General features: G+C 32.7%; 19 protein-coding genes. 14 read left to right on the top strand and 5 right to left on the bottom strand.

The window, feature by feature from the left end; translation table 11 throughout:
• Window positions 1–10 precede the first annotated feature (10 nt).
• Entirely contained in the window at window positions 11–1,087 is a 1,077-nt protein-coding gene (locus tag CDH50_RS08175) for an SMP-30/gluconolactonase/LRE family protein (protein ID WP_100611516.1), read from the top strand.
• A gap of 185 nt (window positions 1,088–1,272) precedes the next feature.
• Window positions 1,273–2,298 carry a DUF3667 domain-containing protein gene (locus tag CDH50_RS08180; RefSeq protein ID WP_100611517.1) on the top strand — a complete coding sequence of 342 codons (1,026 nt, stop codon included), beginning with the start codon at window positions 1,273–1,275 and terminating at the stop codon, window positions 2,296–2,298.
• A gap of 5 nt (window positions 2,299–2,303) precedes the next feature.
• Here CDH50_RS08180 and uvrA read toward each other — a convergent pair whose 3' ends face one another.
• Window positions 2,304–5,090: an excinuclease ABC subunit UvrA gene (gene uvrA / locus CDH50_RS08185; RefSeq protein ID WP_100611518.1), complete on the bottom strand. Its 2,787-nt coding sequence runs from the start codon at window positions 5,088–5,090 to the stop codon at window positions 2,304–2,306.
• Between the two features lie 238 nt (window positions 5,091–5,328).
• Here uvrA and CDH50_RS08190 point away from each other — a divergent pair, with 238 nt between their 5' ends.
• Together CDH50_RS08190 and CDH50_RS15195 are read left to right on the top strand one after the other, a co-directional pair.
• Window positions 5,329–5,913, top strand: coding sequence for an RNA polymerase sigma factor (locus CDH50_RS08190; protein WP_100611519.1), 585 nt, complete (start codon window positions 5,329–5,331; stop codon window positions 5,911–5,913).
• Window positions 5,914–5,977: 64 nt separating this feature from the next.
• On the top strand, window positions 5,978–6,124 hold the full coding sequence (locus CDH50_RS15195) for a hypothetical protein (RefSeq protein WP_198513458.1): 147 nt from the start codon (window positions 5,978–5,980) through the stop codon (window positions 6,122–6,124).
• 46 nt (window positions 6,125–6,170) lie between these two features.
• On the opposite strand, the gene CDH50_RS08195 is transcribed toward CDH50_RS15195, so the two are convergent.
• On the bottom strand, window positions 6,171–6,836 hold the full coding sequence (locus tag CDH50_RS08195; protein WP_100611520.1) for an endonuclease III domain-containing protein: 666 nt from the start codon (window positions 6,834–6,836) through the stop codon (window positions 6,171–6,173).
• A gap of 35 nt (window positions 6,837–6,871) precedes the next feature.
• On the opposite strand from CDH50_RS08195, the gene bcp reads away from it, so the two are divergent.
• Window positions 6,872–7,324: a thioredoxin-dependent thiol peroxidase gene (gene bcp / locus CDH50_RS08200; RefSeq protein ID WP_100611521.1), complete on the top strand. Its 453-nt coding sequence runs from the start codon at window positions 6,872–6,874 to the stop codon at window positions 7,322–7,324.
• Between the two features lie 27 nt (window positions 7,325–7,351).
• On the opposite strand, the gene CDH50_RS08205 is transcribed toward bcp, so the two are convergent.
• Window positions 7,352–8,830, bottom strand: a complete 1,479-nt coding sequence (locus tag CDH50_RS08205; protein WP_100611735.1) for a nicotinate-nucleotide adenylyltransferase — start codon at window positions 8,828–8,830, stop codon at window positions 7,352–7,354.
• Window positions 8,831–9,040: 210 nt separating this feature from the next.
• Between CDH50_RS08205 and CDH50_RS08210 the strand changes: the two genes are divergently transcribed.
• Both CDH50_RS08210 and CDH50_RS08215 read left to right on the top strand, forming a co-directional pair.
• Window positions 9,041–9,802 carry an MBL fold metallo-hydrolase gene (locus tag CDH50_RS08210; protein ID WP_100611522.1) on the top strand — a complete coding sequence of 254 codons (762 nt, stop codon included), beginning with the start codon at window positions 9,041–9,043 and terminating at the stop codon, window positions 9,800–9,802.
• 103 nt (window positions 9,803–9,905) lie between these two features.
• Complete coding sequence (locus tag CDH50_RS08215; protein WP_100611523.1) at window positions 9,906–10,406, top strand: hydrolase; 501 nt, start codon at window positions 9,906–9,908, stop codon at window positions 10,404–10,406.
• On the opposite strand, the gene CDH50_RS08220 is transcribed toward CDH50_RS08215, so the two are convergent.
• Window positions 10,403–10,774 (bottom strand): DNA topoisomerase IV, encoded by a 372-nt coding sequence (locus CDH50_RS08220; protein WP_100611524.1) that lies wholly within the window; start codon window positions 10,772–10,774, stop codon window positions 10,403–10,405. The genes CDH50_RS08215 and CDH50_RS08220 overlap by 4 nt on opposite strands.
• Window positions 10,775–10,818: 44 nt before the next feature.
• Window positions 10,819–11,193 (bottom strand): helix-turn-helix domain-containing protein, encoded by a 375-nt coding sequence (locus tag CDH50_RS08225; RefSeq protein WP_100611525.1) that lies wholly within the window; start codon window positions 11,191–11,193, stop codon window positions 10,819–10,821.
• A 290-nt stretch (window positions 11,194–11,483) separates the two neighbouring features.
• On the opposite strand from CDH50_RS08225, the gene CDH50_RS08230 reads away from it, so the two are divergent.
• The 7 genes from CDH50_RS08230 to CDH50_RS08260 all read left to right on the top strand — a co-directional run bounded on the left by CDH50_RS08230 (window position 11,484) and on the right by CDH50_RS08260 (window position 18,576).
• Window positions 11,484–12,635: a M14 family zinc carboxypeptidase gene (locus CDH50_RS08230; protein WP_100611526.1), complete on the top strand. Its 1,152-nt coding sequence runs from the start codon at window positions 11,484–11,486 to the stop codon at window positions 12,633–12,635.
• A gap of 70 nt (window positions 12,636–12,705) precedes the next feature.
• Window positions 12,706–13,185, top strand: coding sequence for an Lrp/AsnC family transcriptional regulator (locus CDH50_RS08235; protein ID WP_100611527.1), 480 nt, complete (start codon window positions 12,706–12,708; stop codon window positions 13,183–13,185).
• A 290-nt stretch (window positions 13,186–13,475) separates the two neighbouring features.
• Window positions 13,476–14,810 (top strand): MBOAT family O-acyltransferase, encoded by a 1,335-nt coding sequence (locus CDH50_RS08240; protein ID WP_317044647.1) that lies wholly within the window; start codon window positions 13,476–13,478, stop codon window positions 14,808–14,810.
• Window positions 14,811–14,815: 5 nt separating this feature from the next.
• The gene (locus CDH50_RS08245; RefSeq protein WP_100611529.1) at window positions 14,816–15,781 is read left to right on the top strand and encodes a hypothetical protein; all 966 of its coding nucleotides are present in this window, start codon (window positions 14,816–14,818) and stop codon (window positions 15,779–15,781) included.
• A 54-nt stretch (window positions 15,782–15,835) separates the two neighbouring features.
• A complete protein-coding gene (locus CDH50_RS08250) occupies window positions 15,836–16,801 on the top strand; it encodes an ATP-grasp domain-containing protein (protein WP_100611530.1) in 966 nt (321 codons plus the stop codon).
• Window positions 16,791–17,459 (top strand): HAD family hydrolase, encoded by a 669-nt coding sequence (locus tag CDH50_RS08255; RefSeq protein ID WP_100611531.1) that lies wholly within the window; start codon window positions 16,791–16,793, stop codon window positions 17,457–17,459. Before CDH50_RS08250 ends, CDH50_RS08255 begins: the two co-directional genes overlap by 11 nt.
• 19 nt (window positions 17,460–17,478) lie before the next feature.
• The gene (locus tag CDH50_RS08260) at window positions 17,479–18,576 is read left to right on the top strand and encodes a GNAT family N-acetyltransferase (RefSeq protein WP_100611532.1); all 1,098 of its coding nucleotides are present in this window, start codon (window positions 17,479–17,481) and stop codon (window positions 18,574–18,576) included.
• The last annotated feature ends 20 nt before the right edge of the window (window positions 18,577–18,596 follow it).

The following is an 18,596-nucleotide window of genomic DNA, read 5'->3' on the forward strand; positions in this document are numbered from 1 at the left end:
TTACATTTTTATGAAAAAAAGAGTGTTTTTAGTCTTTGGGGTTGTTTGCTTCCTTGGACTTTATTCATGTTCAAAAACCAGCATCGAAGATTCGGAGGAACTTCAATCTGAGCAGCTATCCGCTAAACATAGCAACGGAAAAAAGCATAATGGCTCATCAAATATTTATGACCCATTTAAACTTGTTTCTCCTAGCTCACATGGACAATTAACTACCATCCAAGCAGGATTTACTTTTACAGAAGGGCCAGCCGTAGATAAGCATGGCAATGTGTTTTTTACCGACCAACCAAACGATAGAATTTATAAATGGTCTGCAAATACAGGATTGGTATCATTATTTTTAGAAGGTACAGGGCGTGCCAATGGAATGGCTTTTGATAAAGACGGCAATTTAATTGCTTGCGCGGATATGCACGGAGAATTATGGAAAATTTTTCCTGATGGCAGCCACGAAGTCCTGATTGATAATTATAATGGTAAGTTATTAAATGGACCAAATGATGTATGGATAAATCCTGTAACAGGTGGCATGTACATTACAGACCCCATATTTCCAAGAGGCTATTGGGATGTTGATGATCCGCGCGCGCAACCTTGGGAGCCAAACCATTCTGAACAAGCCGATTTTGGTAAAGGCGGTCACGTTTATTATTTGGCGCCCGGAGCTACTGAATTAGTTAGGGTGACAACCATGGCTGAATGGAATGACGATTCTTGGCCAAATGGCATTGTTGGAACTCCAGACGGTAAAAAACTATACGTAAATCAATGGTCTTATAATGGTTCTGGAGGCATTTGGTCTTTCGATATTAATTCTGATGGAACGCTTTCTAACATCAATACGTTCGTTCCTGGATTAAATTTCTTGGATGGCATGTCTATGGATGATGAAGGGAATGTTTATGTTAGCGGAGGTCCAGGGGTGAGAGCCTATGATCCAAATGGCAACAAAATCCTTGAGATTCCTGTTGGTGGACCAACCAACAATGTATTTGCGGGACAGAACAACAAAGAATTGTTTATAACATCACAAACTTTTATTTCTTCAATAAAGATGAATGTAAAAGGAGTAGAGAAATATTAATACCCTCAAATCTGTTGTCATCATTTAAAATCATTAGTGATGACCAAATATAATTATATGGCTAAATTTTAATGAATATAAAAAGCACTTTTGTTTTAAAAAAGTGCTTTTTCATTATTACTAGCATTTGAAATTATTAACGTCTATTGTTTTTTCTTAATTTTATAAGGGCTAATTCAATCCATATGTCTATAAAATACATAATCTGTAAAAATTGTGAACGCACATTTAAAGATGAATATAATTTTTGTCCCTATTGCGGACAAGATGATAAAGAAAAATTGACATTGGGCGTTTTGTTTTATAACACTATAAGTAACTATTTTTCGGTTGATGCTAGGTTTTTCAAAAGTTTTATCCCCTTAATGGCTAAGCCAGGGTATTTGCCACAACGCTTTGTACAAGGAAAACGATTGTTGTATTTACATCCGGCACAAATGTATTTGTTTATATCTGTGATTTTCTTCTTTTTGTTTTCATTTATAAGCAGAGATCAAATAGAGAAGGATAACAGCGTTTTGAATGAAGATTCAAAACCAATTACAGTAATTGATTCCACTAAAATAAACGAAAGATTAAAGAAGGAAGGTATTGAGGTTAGGGGAATAACTGATTTGGATTCGATTTTAAAAACCCAAAAATCCAATGATTTAAATTCAGATTTAATAAGCTTCGATTTTAACAAAGTAAAAGCTGATTCTCTGATTAAATTAAATGCCCCTGAAGCAGACATTTTAAAATCTATGGGGATGCCAGATGATGCTGGGTTTTTCAAAAGAAAGCTATATTCACAAATGCTTAAGCTTTATAAGCAGCGTAATGGTGGTTCTTTGCTTCAGGGTTTTTATGATAGTATCCCCATAGCTATGTTTGTATTGTTGCCTATTTTCGCTTTTATTTTAAAACTATTATATTATAAAAAGGGAAGTTTTTCGCACCATTTGGTTTTCAGTTTTTATTTCTTCGCCTTTTTATTTATGGTTTTTAGTTTTCTGGTTTTTATTGACTTAGTTTTTGAAATATCTTTTTGGATTGAGCTATTAGTCATGCTATCAACCTTTTTCTATTTATTTTTAGCAGTAAAACGGTTTTATGGTGAAGGGTATTTTTTGAGTTTTATAAAGAGCAATGTAGCAGCCATGACCTTTTTATTGTTTGTAGCTCCTTTAGCCGCTGCTATTATGTTTTTAATAGCATTTCTATTTTATTGATTCAATCAAAGTTTCTCTCTTAAATACTTAGCAATTTGGGATTCTTTAGAATTTATTATGTTTTCAGGAGCCCCAGAAGCTACCAAATAACCGCCATGTTCACCACCATTTGGGCCTAAATCAATAATATAATCGGCACATTTAATTAAGTCTATATTATGTTCTACGACAATTATGGAATGTCCGATTTCAATCAAGGCATTAAACGATTTTAACAATTTTTGAATGTCATGAAAATGCAATCCGGTTGTAGGCTCGTCAAATATAAAGAGTGCTTTTTCTTTATTATTTCCTTTACCTAAAAACGATGCTAATTTTATACGTTGTGCTTCGCCACCAGAAAGGGTAGAAGAGCTTTGCCCTAAAGTCACGTAACCCAAACCAACATCTTGTAGCGGTTGCAATTTTGTTTTAATTTTAGTTTGCTTGTTAGCTTCAAAAAAAGCAATGGCATCATCAATGGTTAGGTTTAAAATATCATCAATATTTTTATCTGCAAACGTGACTTCCAAAACTTCTTTTTTAAAACGTTTTCCTTTACAAGTTTCGCATTCTAGGTGTACATCGGCCATGAATTGCATTTCAATGGTTACTTCACCTTCACCTTTGCAAGTCTCACAACGTCCGCCATCTACGTTAAAAGAAAAGTGCTTAGCTTGATAATTTCTAAGCGAACTTAATTTCTGATTGGCAAACAAGGTTCTAATATCATCATAAGCTTTTATGTAGGTTACTGGATTCGAACGTGACGACCTTCCAATAGGATTTTGATCGACAAACTCTATATGTTTGATAATATTGAAATTTCCTTCTAATGAAGTAAACTGACCGGCCTTATCGCTAAAATCGGTTAATTTTTTCTGAAGGGCTGGGTATAATATTTTTTTCACCAACGTACTTTTTCCACTACCAGAAACACCTGTAATTACTGTGAGCATTTCCAAAGGAAAACGAACATCGATGTTCTTTAAATTGTTTTCCCTAGCACCAATTACATCAATATAGTATTTTGAAGTCCGACGCTTTTTAGGAACTTCAATGGACATGGTTTCATTCAAATACTTTGCCGTTAATGAACTTGATGCCAATATATCTGAATAAGTGCCTTGTGCAACGACATGACCGCCAAAAGTGCCTGCTTCCGGACCAATATCAATGATATAATCGGCTGCTTTCATAATATCCTCATCATGTTCTACCACAATAACGGTATTTCCTAAATCACGAAGTGATTTTAAAACAACTATTAAACGTTCGGTATCTTTAGGATGCAGACCAATACTAGGTTCGTCTAAAATATACATGGAGCCAACTAAACTGCTTCCTAAAGATGTTGCCAAATTTATACGCTGACTCTCACCACCCGAAAGTGTGTTTGATCGCCTGTTTAATGTTAAATAATTCAAACCAACATTAGAAAGGAATGATAACCGGTTATTAATTTCCTTTAATAATCTGTTAGCTATTTGGGTATCATAATCGCTTAATTCTAGTTGATTAAAGAAATGGGCTAATCTGTCTAAAGGCATTTCAACCAAATCGGTTATGGTAGCTCCTCCGACTTTAATATAATTGGCTTCAATGCGCAAACGTTTCCCATTGCAAGCTTTGCATTTTGTTTTTCCGCGATAGCGCGATAACATGACGCGATTTTGGATTTTATATGCTTTAGCTTCCAATTCGGCAAAAAAGGAATTTAATCCTTCGAAATACTGGTTGCCATCCCAAATAAGTTGTTTTTGCCCTTCAGTTAACTGAAAATAAGGCTTGTGTATGGGAAAATCGAATTTATGTGAATTATTGACCAATTGATCCCTGTACCAACTCATGCTTTCTCCGCGCCAAGGAAAAATAGCATTTTCGTATATGGATAGTGCGGTATTTGGAATCACTAAATCGTCGTCAATGCCAATAATATCACCATAGCCTTCACATTTAGGGCAAGCACCATAGGGATTGTTAAAACTGAATAGATGGATGTTCGGTTCTAAAAAATTAATACCATCCAATTCAAATTTATTGCTAAAATAACGTTGTTTCGTATTAGACAAGGTTTCGATGATGCATTCGCCTTTGCCTTCAAAAAAAGCAGTTTCTATGGCATCTGCCAATCTGTTTAAAAAATCTTCTTCGGTTTTTAAAACAATTCTATCAACAACAATAAACGCATTTTTATGTGTTTCTTTATCGATTTTAAGGTCTTCGATTCTTAAAACTTCTTTACCGACTTTTATTCTCGCGTACCCTTGTTGCTGTAATGCTTTAAGCTTATCGTTCATGGTTCTTCCTTCTTCCAAATGAATAGGAGCGAGTAGGAGAAGTTTTTCAGCTTCGGGAAACGATTTTAAATACTCTAAAACATCTGTAACGGTATCTTTTTTAACTTCGTTGCCAGAAATTGGGGAATATGTCTTGCCTATTCTGGCAAATAGCAATTTAAGATAATCGTATATCTCCGTACTGGTACCAACTGTTGAGCGTGGATTGGTGGAATTTACTTTTTGTTCGATGGCAATCGCTGGCGCAATACCTTTTATGTAATCTACTTTTGGCTTATCGAGCCTTCCTAAAAACTGTCTGGCATAACTCGATAAACTTTCTACATAACGTCTTTGTCCTTCTGCATACAACGTATCAAAAGCCAAACTGGATTTTCCTGAGCCCGATAATCCAGTAATAACCACTAATTTGTTTCTTGGTATAACGACATCAATATTTTTTAAATTATGCAGTTTAGCACCTTTAATGATAATGTTTTCTTTTGGATTTACTTCCGTAATATTAGTAGCCATATATGCATTAGAGAATAAGTTTGTAAAGATAACATAAGTATTACAACCTAAAAAGCCGATTTTATCTTAAAGAAATATTAAAAAAATATATTAAATTTTGTTTTTTAGGAATGATTGTTGTTATATTTGATTCGTAGATTGCATAAACATATAAATACCAGCCTATAGCACAAAATTACTTTTAAACTATTAACCCCCAAGCAACGAAGGCTACTTCGAGGCATTAAAAGTAATTATTATGCAATACGAACTTATAACAGATGCTACCCTAGTTAGTTGTTACATTAAAGGTGATGAAAGCGCCTTAGAAGTGTTAATAAAGCGACACAAACAAAAAGTCTATAGTTTTATTTATTCGAAAGTTTATGATAAGGATGTCGCTGAAGATATTTTTCAGGACACTTTTATCAAAGTTATTCGCACTCTTAAAAAAGGGAATTACAATGAAGAAGGTAAGTTTTTACCCTGGGTTATGCGGATCTCCCACAATCTAGTTATTGATTTTTTTAGAAAAAGTAACAGAATGCCCAAGTTTGATAATGCAGGTGAGTTCAGTATTTTTTCCGTATTGAGTGATACTAGTCTAAATGCTGAAAATAGCATCATAAAAGAGCAAGTAGAATTTGATGTAAGACGCTTGGTTGACGAACTTCCTGAAGACCAAAAAGAAGTTCTTTTGATGCGGATTTATGATGACTTAAGCTTTAAGGAAATATCAGATAAAACGGGTGTTAGCATCAATACGGCTTTGGGGCGTATGCGCTATGCATTAATTAATTTGCGAAAAATAATTGATAAGCATAATATTGTTTTAACAAATTAATACAATTTATACAATAAAGTAATTTTTGATGCGTTATTAATTTATTAACGTATAATTTATTAAAATGGCAAAAAATTACTTTAAAACATCCATTGAAACACCTAATGATTTAAAACCCAAAGAAGAAACCATTAATTTTATCCTAAATTATTCGAAGGCTTTAAGTGTTATTAAGTCTGATAAGGTGAAGTTTGAATTAGTATTAAACTAAATCTTTGGAAAAGTCCTAACCTAATTAATCGGTTAGGACTTTTTTATTATGGTTTGTTTCCCTTTGATTGATGATAGAAATCAATTACAGATTTCCTACCGATGGTCTTCGTTATGATGTCTTTATTTAAATCCCAGCCTCTTGCAGGCGAATATTCCCTACCATACCAAATAATCTGTAAATGTAAGTCGTTCCAAATGTCTCTAGGAAATAATCGTTTTGCATCCTTTTCAGTCTGAACTACATTTTTACCATTGCTTAAATTCCAACGGTACATCAATCTGTGGATATGTGTATCAACGGGAAAAGCCGGAACACCAAATGCTTGGGACATGACCACGCTAGCTGTTTTATGCCCGACGGCAGGCAAGGCTTCCAAAGCTTCAAAACTTTGGGGTACTTGTCCGTTATGTTTTTCAATAAGAATCTGCGATAATCCATGAATGCCTTTGCTTTTCATGGGAGACAAACCTACAGGTTTAATGATATCCCTAATGTCATCAACCGAAAGTTTTACCATATCATACGGATTATCGGCCTTTTCAAATAATAAAGGTGTTATTTTATTCACGCGGACATCGGTACTTTGAGCCGATAACAGCACAGCAATAAGCAGAGTGTAAGGGTCTTTATGGTCTAAAGGAATTGGTATTTCAGGGTAAAGCGCATTTAAGGTATTAATAATAAACGCAACGCTTTCTTGTTTGGTCATTCGGTTGTATTTTAGCAATTACAAAGTTAAAAAATATGAACACATTAAAAGTAGGAGATAAGGCTCCAAATTTTAACGCCTTAGACGAAAAAGGAAATCCAATTTCAATGAACGATTTTATTGGAAAGAAACTAATTGTTTTTTTCTATCCAAAAGCCAATACACCAACCTGTACCGTAGAGTCTTGTAATTTAAGTGATAATTACAAACTATTGACCGATAAGGGTTACGAAGTGATAGGAGTAAGTGCGGATAGCCAAAAAGCACAAGCCAATTTTAAAAAGAAATATAAATTTCCTTACCCATTAATTGCTGATGTTGATAAGGAAGTCATCAACGCTTTTGGAGTTTGGGGTCCCAAAAAGTTTATGGGAAGAACGTTTGATGGCATCCATCGCATCACGTTTGTTATTGATGAAAAAGGTATTATAATAAAAGTCATTGATGATGTGAAGGCTAAAAATCACGCGTCACAAATATTAGAGTAAAAAAAGCCTCTTTTAATGAGGCTTTTTTTATTTTCTTTTTTTAAGCGTTATAGGCTTTAACGTTTTTAAGGGTTTACGTGTAAATCCAAAAAGGCGGTAATCCTTAATTAAATCGGCTGTTCCTTCCGGTACCATATCTTCCCAACCTCTATCCCCATCATCTATCATTTGTAAGATCTGACGTGAAAAGATGCTCATAATACTTTCGTCGTAATCCTTAATATCTATTACTTTACCATTATACTTAAAGAATTTATATAATTCCTTCATGCGTGGATATACTTTTAAATTTTCACTATTTATGAGTTCTCCCGTATCTGGATCAAGCATGGGGTATAAATACACTTTTAAATCCTTAAAAAATAATTTTCCGAAAGCTTCCAAAATACCACCGCTTAAATGGCGATAATATTTTTCATCAAAAATATCAACTAAATTATTAACGCCCATGGCAAGTCCCATCCTTGCTTTGGTATAGTTAGAGAAATATTCAACAACTTTATAGTATTCCTGAAAATTCGAAATCATTACCGATTGCCCTAAAGAGCATAACAAATCGGCTCGATCCATAAAATCCTGTTCGTCTATCTCTCCTTCGGCACGTAGATTGGATAATGTAATTTCAAAAACGACCTCAGTGTTTTCCTTGCTAACTTTATTTTCATTTATAAACATCTCATACGATTTTTCATACATCGCCATGTTTACTTTAGTCACTGGTCTAAAACTACCTCGTAATGCCAAAATATTTTTCTTATACAAAATTTTAGCAGGTAATATGTTTTTTCCATCAGGCCCAAACATTACGGCATCTGTCATACCATTACGCACTAATTGCAGGCTCATAAGCCTATTATCTACATTTTTAAACGCGGGCCCGGAAAAGTTAATAGTATCAATTTCCAATTGGTCTTTATCCAAATGATCATAGAGATAGCGCAATAATTTTTTTGGCTCGTTATACTTGTAAAAAGCACCATAAATTAGATTGAGCCCTAATACGCCCAATGTTTCTTGTTGCAATCTAGCATCTGTTTCTTTAAAACGAACATGCAAGACAATATCGTTATATTCCTTGCCAGCTTCAATTTGGTATTTAATACCTACCCAACCATGGCCTTTAAACTGCTTTGCAAAATCGATTGTAGCAACGGTATTTGCGTAAGCAAAAAATATTTTATTAGGATTTTTGTCCCTGGTAAGGCGTTTTTCAATCAGGTTCATTTCATGCGTTAGCATTTTTCTAAGACGCGCTTCGGTTACGTAACGGCCATCATCTTCAACGCCATAAATGGCATCACTAAAATCTTTATCGTATGCCGACATGGCTTTTGCAATAGTACCTGATGCACCACCAGCTCTAAAAAAATGCCTGCAGGTTTCTTGTCCAGCACCTATCTCTGCAAATGTTCCGTAAATGTTTTCGTTTAAATTTATTCGAAGCGCTTTCGTCTTTAAAGAGGGAATGTCATCAAACTCTTTGTCTCCTTTGATGGTTATTTCCATATTACTTTGGGTTACTTTAGTGAATAAAACAAAGGTATCAAATAATGGGGGCAAATAAAAAATTAAGTCTAATTTTGTTAATCGAATACTTAGTTTTGGTTTGAAAGCCAAATGAAAGTTAATATTTTACGGTTTCTTTAAAAAAAGAGATTAAAAATTATGAATTTAGACCTAGCTTAGCACTCTTTTGATTTTAAATAATATTATTTTTTGAAAGTAACATTTTTAGGAACCGGCACATCCCAAGGTATTCCAGTAATTGGAAGCACCCATCCTGTTTGCTTAAGTAAGGACAAAAGGGACAAACGGTTACGGGTTTCTGCTTTAATTGAACTTGATGGACACACATATTTAATTGACTGCGGGCCAGATTTCAGACAGCAAATGTTAGCTTGTGGATGTGAAAAAATCGATGCTATTTTATATACCCATGAGCACTCAGACCATGTTATGGGACTCGATGATATTAGGCCTTTTTATTTTAAGCAAGGTGATATTCCTATATATGCCCATAAGCGTGTGTTAAAATCGTTAAAAAAAAAGTTTGACTATATTTTTAAGACAGAGAACAAGTATCCAGGAGCACCAACGGTGTCTCCCAATAAAATTAAAAACAGGCCCTTTGTTATAAATAACCAAGAGATAATCCCTATTAACCTAAAACATTTTGAACTTCAGGTTTTTGGGTTTAGGATTAATGATTTTGCATATTTAACAGATATGAAGACCATAGAAGATAAAGAAGTTGAGAAGCTAAAAGGTCTCAAGGTTTTAGTGGTTAATGCGCTCCGTATAGAGCCTCATTATTCCCATTTAAATCTGGAGGAAGCCTTGCGGTTTATTAAAAGAGTAAATCCTGAAAAAGCCTATTTAACGCATATAAGTTATAATTTAGGATTTCATGAAACTGTTGAAAAAACATTGCCAAATAATGTATTTTTGGCATACGATAATTTACAAATCACCATTTAAAACTGAATTATGAAATCGCCATTAACAATTTGTTTGTGTAAACAAACATAGATAAAATAAAGCGATACCATATGACCATTAAAAAAACAATAAATATCCTCATATGAAACAAAGAATTTTTATGTATCTGTTTGTTTTTTCATTGCTATTAGCTTTGTTTATGTACGTAAACTCCAAACGTTTATTGGAAATTGAAAAGAAACAAGCAGAAACATCTAAGCATCAGATTGAAAAATATAAAGATTCCGTTACTACGCTGCAAAACGAAGTTTTAGACCTATCACATTTTAATTTAGATAGGAACGAAGATGCTATTTCATACTTTGAAGATAAAGGCTATAAGATTGATGAATTAATGCCTCTAATAAAAGATGAACTTTACAAATTAAATGAAGCTAAGGGAGAGCATCCGATAGTTCCTTATGCTTCCAGTGAGGGAAGACGCATGATGATTAATACGGTTAAATTATTGAATCACAAGTGGATCATAGCCGATTTTTCGGATGGGGAATATTGGGGAGAGCTTTTTTTGACTTATGAAATCACGGATTCTAATGAGTTGAAATTTAATTTAGTGGAATCTTTTCTGTATCCGTTCAATTAGTTTTTAACCTTAAAAGCAATGCCTTTTTGCTTTTTTGTATCACCAACATATGAATACTCATAAGTATATGAGGAATCGGTTGTTGTTAAAATTTTCAAGTGGATATCTTTTCTTTCAGCCATGCTTTTTGGATTGATGGTTTTATAGATGACTTCACAATCGTTTATCCATCGTACTTCAGAAGAATCCTTTTTTCCGTTGTAAGTTTCTACCTGTAAAGCATCCGTTCTTGAAAACGTGGATTTGTATAATTTGCCATCAATAGTCACTTCACTATAAAAATCACCAGTTTTAAAATCTTTGCAATGTCTTTCGCTATTATAGCAGCTAAAAAAGCAAAGCATTAAAATGAATATAAGCTTCTTCATATAAATGGAATTTATTGCAAAATTACTAAACTAAGTTTACAATACTAGTTTTGGAAGTTTTTAAAAGTACCATCCGAATAAAAAATAACGATACGCTCAATCTGCTTTTCATCATTAGTATCCAAATTTAATTTGGTTTGGAGTTCTAAAGGAACTTCCATTTTCTTTAGTACGTCTTTGGTCAGCGCATTTGAAACAGGGAATGAGCCTTTGCCATTTAGTAACCAATACAATTCTACTTCTTGATAGGTGGATAAAATTTTCAGCACAAAATCCAAACTAGGTTTGTTTCTTCCAGAGAGTATATGCGAAATACTAGAGCGTTGAACGCCTATTTTTTCGGCAAAAGAAGAGGCGGATTCTCCATAAAAGTCGATGACTTCCTGAAGCCTTTTGGCAAAATCCTCATTGTTTATCATTGTAAATAGTTATAGGCGATTAGGGTTTTACAAATGTAAATAAATATATTTAAGAGTCATAAATAAACCTAAATAATATAACTATAATATAAATAAAAACTTTATATAAATAAATTTAAAATACTGAAAATAAATCATTTAATAGTGTTTTTAAATTTATCCAACAACTAGAGGCTATTTAATGTTGATTACATTACATTTTTGTTGACCAATGTAAACACATTTGAATCGGGCATGTGTTTACAAATGTAAAAAAGTAATTGTTTACATTTGTACATCAATTATTTTTAATGAAAGTAGAAGCCATCCTGACACTGTTTTCTAAGTTTAAAGAAGACACCTTACACCATAGATATATCACCAATGATCACATAGAACCGCTTTTAAAAAAATTAGAAGATTCTGTTGACATTAGAACTATTGGGGAATCTGTTTTAAAGCGACCTATTTATTCAGTAACTATAGGTACTGGGAAAAAAAGAATCCTCATGTGGTCGCAAATGCACGGTAACGAATCAACCACGACAAAAGCTATTTTCGACCTTTTAAATACGTTTATTTCCGCAGAAGCATCCGTTAAGCATATCTTGGAGGCTTGTACCATATATATTGTTCCCATATTAAATCCGGATGGCGCTAAAGCCTTTACACGTGTGAATGCCAATGAGGTTGATTTGAATAGGGACGCACAATTAAGAACACAGCCCGAAAGCAAGGTTTTAAGAACAGTTTTTGAAGATTTTAATCCGCATTTTTGCTACAACCTTCATGGCCAACGAACTATTTTTAGTGTTGGTAAGACCAACAAGCCAGCAACGGTATCTTTTTTGGCCCCCGCTCAAGATGAAGCCTGCACCATCACGCCCAATAGGATGATAGCTATGGAGATTATTAGCAAAATGAATGATATGCTCCAACAGGTTATTCCAAACCAAGTAGGGGTTTACGATGATGCCTTTAACTTGAATTGTGTGGGTGATACGTTTCAAAGTGAGAATAGGCCAACCATATTATTTGAAGCGGGGCATTATTTTAATGACTATGGGCGTGAGCAAACAAGAAAATACATTTACATGTCTTATTTAACGTCTTTAGATTATATATCAAAAGTGAATGTAGATGGAAGTTTGTACAAGTCTTATTTTAATATTCCAGAAAACGACAAATGCTTTTTGGATATCATCATTAGAAATGCAAAAATTGATTTAAATTCAGAAGTGACAGATATTGGCATCCAGTTTCAAGAGCGATTGGTAGATAACAGAATTGTTTTTTCACCAAAAGTTGAAAAAATTGAAAATTTAGAGTTGTATTATGGTCATAGAGAGATTGATGCAAAAGAACACATAGTGTTAGATGCTGATTTTTTACCCATTAAAATAAATCACGAAAACGATTTCGTTATCATTAATAATAAAAAAACACCATTATTATTGAAATAAAATGACGTAATTATGTATAATTATTGATGAAAATGTAGTAATTTTGGTTTTTAATTAAGAATAATTAATTATGGGGAAAATTAAATTAGACGAAATCGACCACCAAATTCTTGACATGTTAATAGACAATACAAGAATTCCTTTTACAGACATAGCCAAAAAATTGCTAATATCCGCAGGAACAGTACACGTTCGTGTAAAAAAGATGGAAGAGTCTGGTATCATCAAAGGATCTTCTTTGACTTTAGACTACAAAAAGCTAGGATATTCATTTATCGCTTATGTAGGTATATTTTTAAACAATACCTCTCAAACCAAATTTGTATTAGAACGAGTTAATGAAATACCATTTGTAACAGTGGCCCACATTACTACTGGAAAATTCAATATTTTTTGTAAAATAAGAGCGAGAAGCACAGAACACGCTAAAGAAATTATTTTTAAATTAGACGATATTGAGGGTGTTTACAGAACAGAAACCATGATTTCTCTTGAAGAAAGTATTAATGATAAAAAACGTTTGATGCATTCTATATTTAATGAAATGTAATTTGCCAAACAGATACAATATCTAAAAGCCCTTTATGGGCTTTTTTATTTTAGTGTAGATTAAAGTTTAATTTTGACTTTTAAAAGAATAATTTTGATAGGATTAATTTAAAATGTGAAGTTTGTGCAGCAGATAAAATCAACATCTCAACTAATTGTTTTTTATAGATTTTTATGATATTTAATTCTATCGAGTTTTTTATTTTCCTTCTTATAGTTTATTTCCTTTATTGGTTTGTCTTTAAAAAAAGTTTAAAAACCCAAAACATCCTAATTTTAGTTTCTAGCTATTTGTTTTATGGCTGGTGGGATTGGAGGTTTTTATCTTTAATTTTACTTAGTACCGTGGTCGATTATTTGGTGGCCATTCAAATAAACGGAAGTGCGAATCAACGAACACGAAAATCATGGCTTTGGGTAAGTGTTATATTCAACTTAGGCCTTCTAGGGTTTTTTAAGTATTATAACTTTTTTGTTGATTCCTGGGTAGATATGGTTTCCATGCTTGGGTATGATATAAAAAGCACGTGGACCTTAAAAGTTATCTTACCAGTAGGCATTTCGTTTTACACCTTCCAAACCATGTCATACTCGTTTGACGTGTATTATAAAAAATTAAAACCTACAACCGATTTTTTATCGTTTGCTGCTTTTGTTAGCTTTTTTCCTCAATTGGTGGCTGGACCCATTGAGCGGGCTTCAAACCTGTTGTCACAAATTTTAGAGGAACGTAAGTTTGACTATAAGCAAACAGTCGATGGAATAAAGTTGATTCTTTGGGGCTTGTTCAAAAAAATTGTTATAGCCGACTCTTTGGCTCCTATGGTAGATGATATTTTCGCAAATTACAGTACGTACCCAGCATCAACACTTATTTTGGGTGTTACATTGTTCAGTTTTCAGGTGTATGGCGATTTTAGTGGATATTCCGATATCGCTATAGGCACGTCTAAGCTTTTTGGGGTAGAGTTGATGTCTAACTTTAAATTCCCCAATTTTTCAAGAAATGTTGCCGAGTATTGGCAGCGTTGGCACGCATCTTTATCAAATTGGTTCAGGCATTATGTCTATATTCCTTTAGGAGGTTCTAGAACGAGCAAATTAAAGTCGGTTAGGAACATTGCTATCGTGTTTTTATTAAGCGGATTTTGGCATGGTGCTAACTGGACATTTATTTTTTGGGGGGCATTTCACGCAGTAGCCTTTATTCCTGTTTTTTTAATGGGAAGAAATGCCATTTATAAAGACTCAGTAGTTGCTGAAAACACCATATTTCCATCGCTAACGGAATTAGGCCAAGTTCTTTTAACATTTGCCATCGTTACATTCTCAAGGATATTTTTTAGGGCAGAGTCCATTACTGTGGCATTCGATTTTATTGATAAAATTTTCACCGATTTTTCATTCGGAACTTACCAACATCCCATGGGGTATCGCATGGTTGATTATTATGTGCTTATCATTCTATTTACTTTATATGAATACATTATAAGAAAAGATGAGCGTTCACCTTTTGGTTTTAAATCCAAAATCGTGCGATTCATGGTATATACTATTGTAATTTTATGCTTGCTCATGTTTTATGATAGTGGTGTAGATAGGTCTTTTATTTATTTTCAATTTTAAAAAAAATGAAAAAGTTATTTTTTAAGATTTTTATATACAGCATTCTTATACTTTTGGCGCTAGAAGTGTATATAAGGGTTTTTCATCTTACCAAAGATTATCCTGTGCGTTATGTAGATGAATTTGGAGTTGAAAAATGGATGCCTAATCAAGAAGGGTATTCCGTAACTGGAAATAGAAGGCAAAACTTTTCAGAATATAAAATTAATAGTTTTGGATATAATTCTTACAGAGAATTTAGTCCATCTAAAGATAAGGTTGAAATAGCCTTGGTAGGAGACTCTTTTATTGAAGGGTTTCATCAAAATTATTACAATTCCATAGGCAGTAAAATTGAGAATAAATTAAATGGTGTAGAAGTCTATGAATATGGATATGCAGGATACGATTTGGCTGATCAATTACATTTAATAAGCCAATATAAAGAGCATTTCAATTTAATTGATCATGTTATCTTGGGTATTAAATTTGAAAATGATTTAACTAGGGGCGAATATCATATTGTTAAAGAACGAATGGCTCTAGAATCTCCTTTTAATAAGGCCTTACGTCAAATTAAATTATTGGTTTATTTAAACAGCATCGGTATTTTAGATACCCCAAAAGATCTTGTAAAGAAACTATTTTCAAATAATAAAGAGAAAGCCCCCAAGGTGTCAAAATTAGAGGAAGACAAGCAACAGAAAGCATTGGAAGTGGAATATTTAGAAAACTTTAAAAGTTTAATAAAGATATATGGTTTTGATAAAAATAGATTTGTGTTTCTTTTGGATTCTGAAAAGACACCTGAACTTTTTTTAAACTATTTAAATGAATACGATTATAAATATATCGATTTTTCTAAGACCCTCAAAAAATCAAAAAGGCCTACAACACTAATTTATGATATGCATTGGAATAACAATGGAAGAACTTTAATAGCCGAATTAATTACTAATTATGTAAAGCAAATGAAAAGTATCCAAAAATAATGGCTACGTACATGCTTTTAACTATTTTTATTATTTAAAACTTACAAACCCTATATGAATATATTAATTACATCAGCAGGAAGAAGAGTCTCTTTGGTTAAAGCCTTTCAAACGGAACTAAAAAAAATAATTCCAGAAGGAAAAGTAATGACTACAGATTTTAACACCCTTATGTCAGCCGCCTGCCATGTTTCAGATAGAGCCTTTCAATTACCATTGATTATCGACAACGATTATATAAACAAACTTCTTGCAACATGTTTGGATAATCAAATAAAATTAGTGATCCCAACCATCGATACAGAATTATTATTGTTGTCTAAAAACAAGGATATTTTTTTAAAGAAAGGCATTATTCCCATAATCTCGTCTTCAAAATTTATAAATATTACAAGGGATAAAAGAGAGACCCATGCTTTTTTTATTGAAAAGGATATTAGAGCTGCAAAAGAATATTCGAAGTATGAATACAAATTGCCGCTATTTATTAAGCCAATAAATGGCAGCAGGAGTGTTGATAATTTCATCATTAAAAATCAGGAAGATTTAACCGAATATCACTTTAAAAACAATGAATTGATGTTTTTGGAATATTTAGACCATAGCTGTTTTGAAGAATTTACCTGCGATTTGTATTATGATAAAAAAAGCGATTTAAAATGTGTTGTTCCAAGAAAGCGCATCGAAGTTAGGGATGGAGAAGTTAATAAAGGAATTACCGATAAAAATTTGCTAATCGATTATATCAAGACACGTTTAGGCCATGTTGAGGGCGCTATTGGGTGTTTAACATGTCAGTTTTTTAAAAATATTGATACCCAAGAGATTTACGGCATTGAAATCAATGCTAGGTTTGGTGGGGGGTATCCATTGTCATATTTTGCTGGTGCCAATTTCCCAAAGTGGATCCTTCAGGAATATCTACTTAATCAGGACATAGCTTTTTTTGATGGCTGGGAAGATCAATTGTTAATGTTGCGTTACGATAACGAAGTATTGGTCCATAATAATGAAAAGTAAAACAGTATTGGTTTTTGATTTGGATGACACACTTTATAAAGAAATAGATTTTTTAAAATCGGCTTTTAAAGACATAGCGAGTTATCTTTCAAGTATAAAAAACAAGCCTTCAGAAATCATTTTATCCGATATGAAGCAGTATTATGAAAGTGGATTAAATGTATTCGATAGCATATTGGAAACGTATGAAATAAGTCATGTTAGTAAAAAGGATTTAACCCATATGTACCGTAACCATAAACCCCAAATTAGCATGTCCCAAGAATTAATGGTATTACTTATTAAGCTAAAAAAGGCTGTGTTTAAAGTAGGATTGATTACCGATGGAAGAAGTACGCAACAACGAAATAAAATTGAGGCATTAGGTTTGTCAGGCTATTTTGATGATATCATCATTTCAGAAGAATTTGGTTCAGAAAAGCCCAATATTAATAATTTTAAATTTTTTGTAGATAAGTATGGCACTTCCTTGAGGTATGTTTATGTAGGAGACAATACAAAGAAGGACTTTATAGCTCCAAATTATTTAAACTGGTGCACTATATGCCTTATGGATAATGGGAAGAATATCCATAAGCAATCATTTGATCTTGATATTACCAATAAACCCCATTATGTTATTAATGATTTAAATGAGATTGAAGCCATATTAAATTAAACCAACCAACGATTAAATAATGAAATTAATAGTTAATAAAATATCAAATGAAAGCGATTTTGAATCTTATTTAAAAATCATAGAATCATTTGATGTCATCAATCCGTTCTATAAAATTTTGGGCTCCGATTTTAATGATATTATCGAAGACAAATTGAGATATTTCACTTTTATTAATGATGCGAAAGAGGTTTTAATTTTAATGCCTTTCATCTTAAGAAAAGTGCCTTATAAAGACCAAGATGAGATGTATTTTGATGTTATTTCTCCATATGGTTATAGCGGTCCGCTATTTAATGAAGATATGTCTAGAGGATACCTCATTAAGTTTTGGGAAGCCGTAGATGCTTGGTATAAACAAAATAATATTATTTCTGAGTTCATAAGGTTTAGTTTGGACCATAATTACCAATTTTATTCAGGGGTTTTAATACCTACCTTAATAAACGTTAAGGGTAAATTAATTGATGAAGAGACCCAATGGAATAACTTTAAACCCAAAGTTAGAAATAATTACAGAAAAAGCTTAGATAATAAATTAATGGCAAAATTTGTAGGTAAGGAAGCCACTAATAAGGATATCGAGACGTTTTATGATATTTATATAGGAACGATGAGTAGGATAGGTGCCGATGATGACTATTTTTATGATATTGATTATTTTAAGAATATCATTAAACTAAGCAAAGATAATTTTTTGATAGCCTTTGTATTTAAAGACAATGTGGCCATATCTACGGAGTTAATATTGATTTCCGGAAATACTCTATATTCTTATTTAGGGGGTACTTTAGCTGATTATTTTAATTTACGTCCAAATGATTTTTTAAAGATTGAAGTCATGAAGTGGGCTAGGGCAAATAATTATGAGTATTATTTATTGGGTGGCGGCCGCGAAGATTACGATAGTCTATATCATTACAAAAAATCTTTTTTCCCAAACGACAACGATGTTATTTATTATACGGGCAGAAAAATAGTGAATAAAAAAGTATACGATAAATTGGATAAAATAATGAATGCCCATATTGTTTTTGATGGTAGTACTAGTAATACCGATATAAAGCATGAGAAAATAAAATTTTTTCCAGCTTACAGAATTAGGAATAAACAATAATTATAAGAGCCAATTTACCA

This window comes from Confluentibacter lentus (genome assembly GCF_002806995.1).
GTDB lineage: Bacteria > Bacteroidota > Bacteroidia > Flavobacteriales > Flavobacteriaceae > Confluentibacter > Confluentibacter lentus.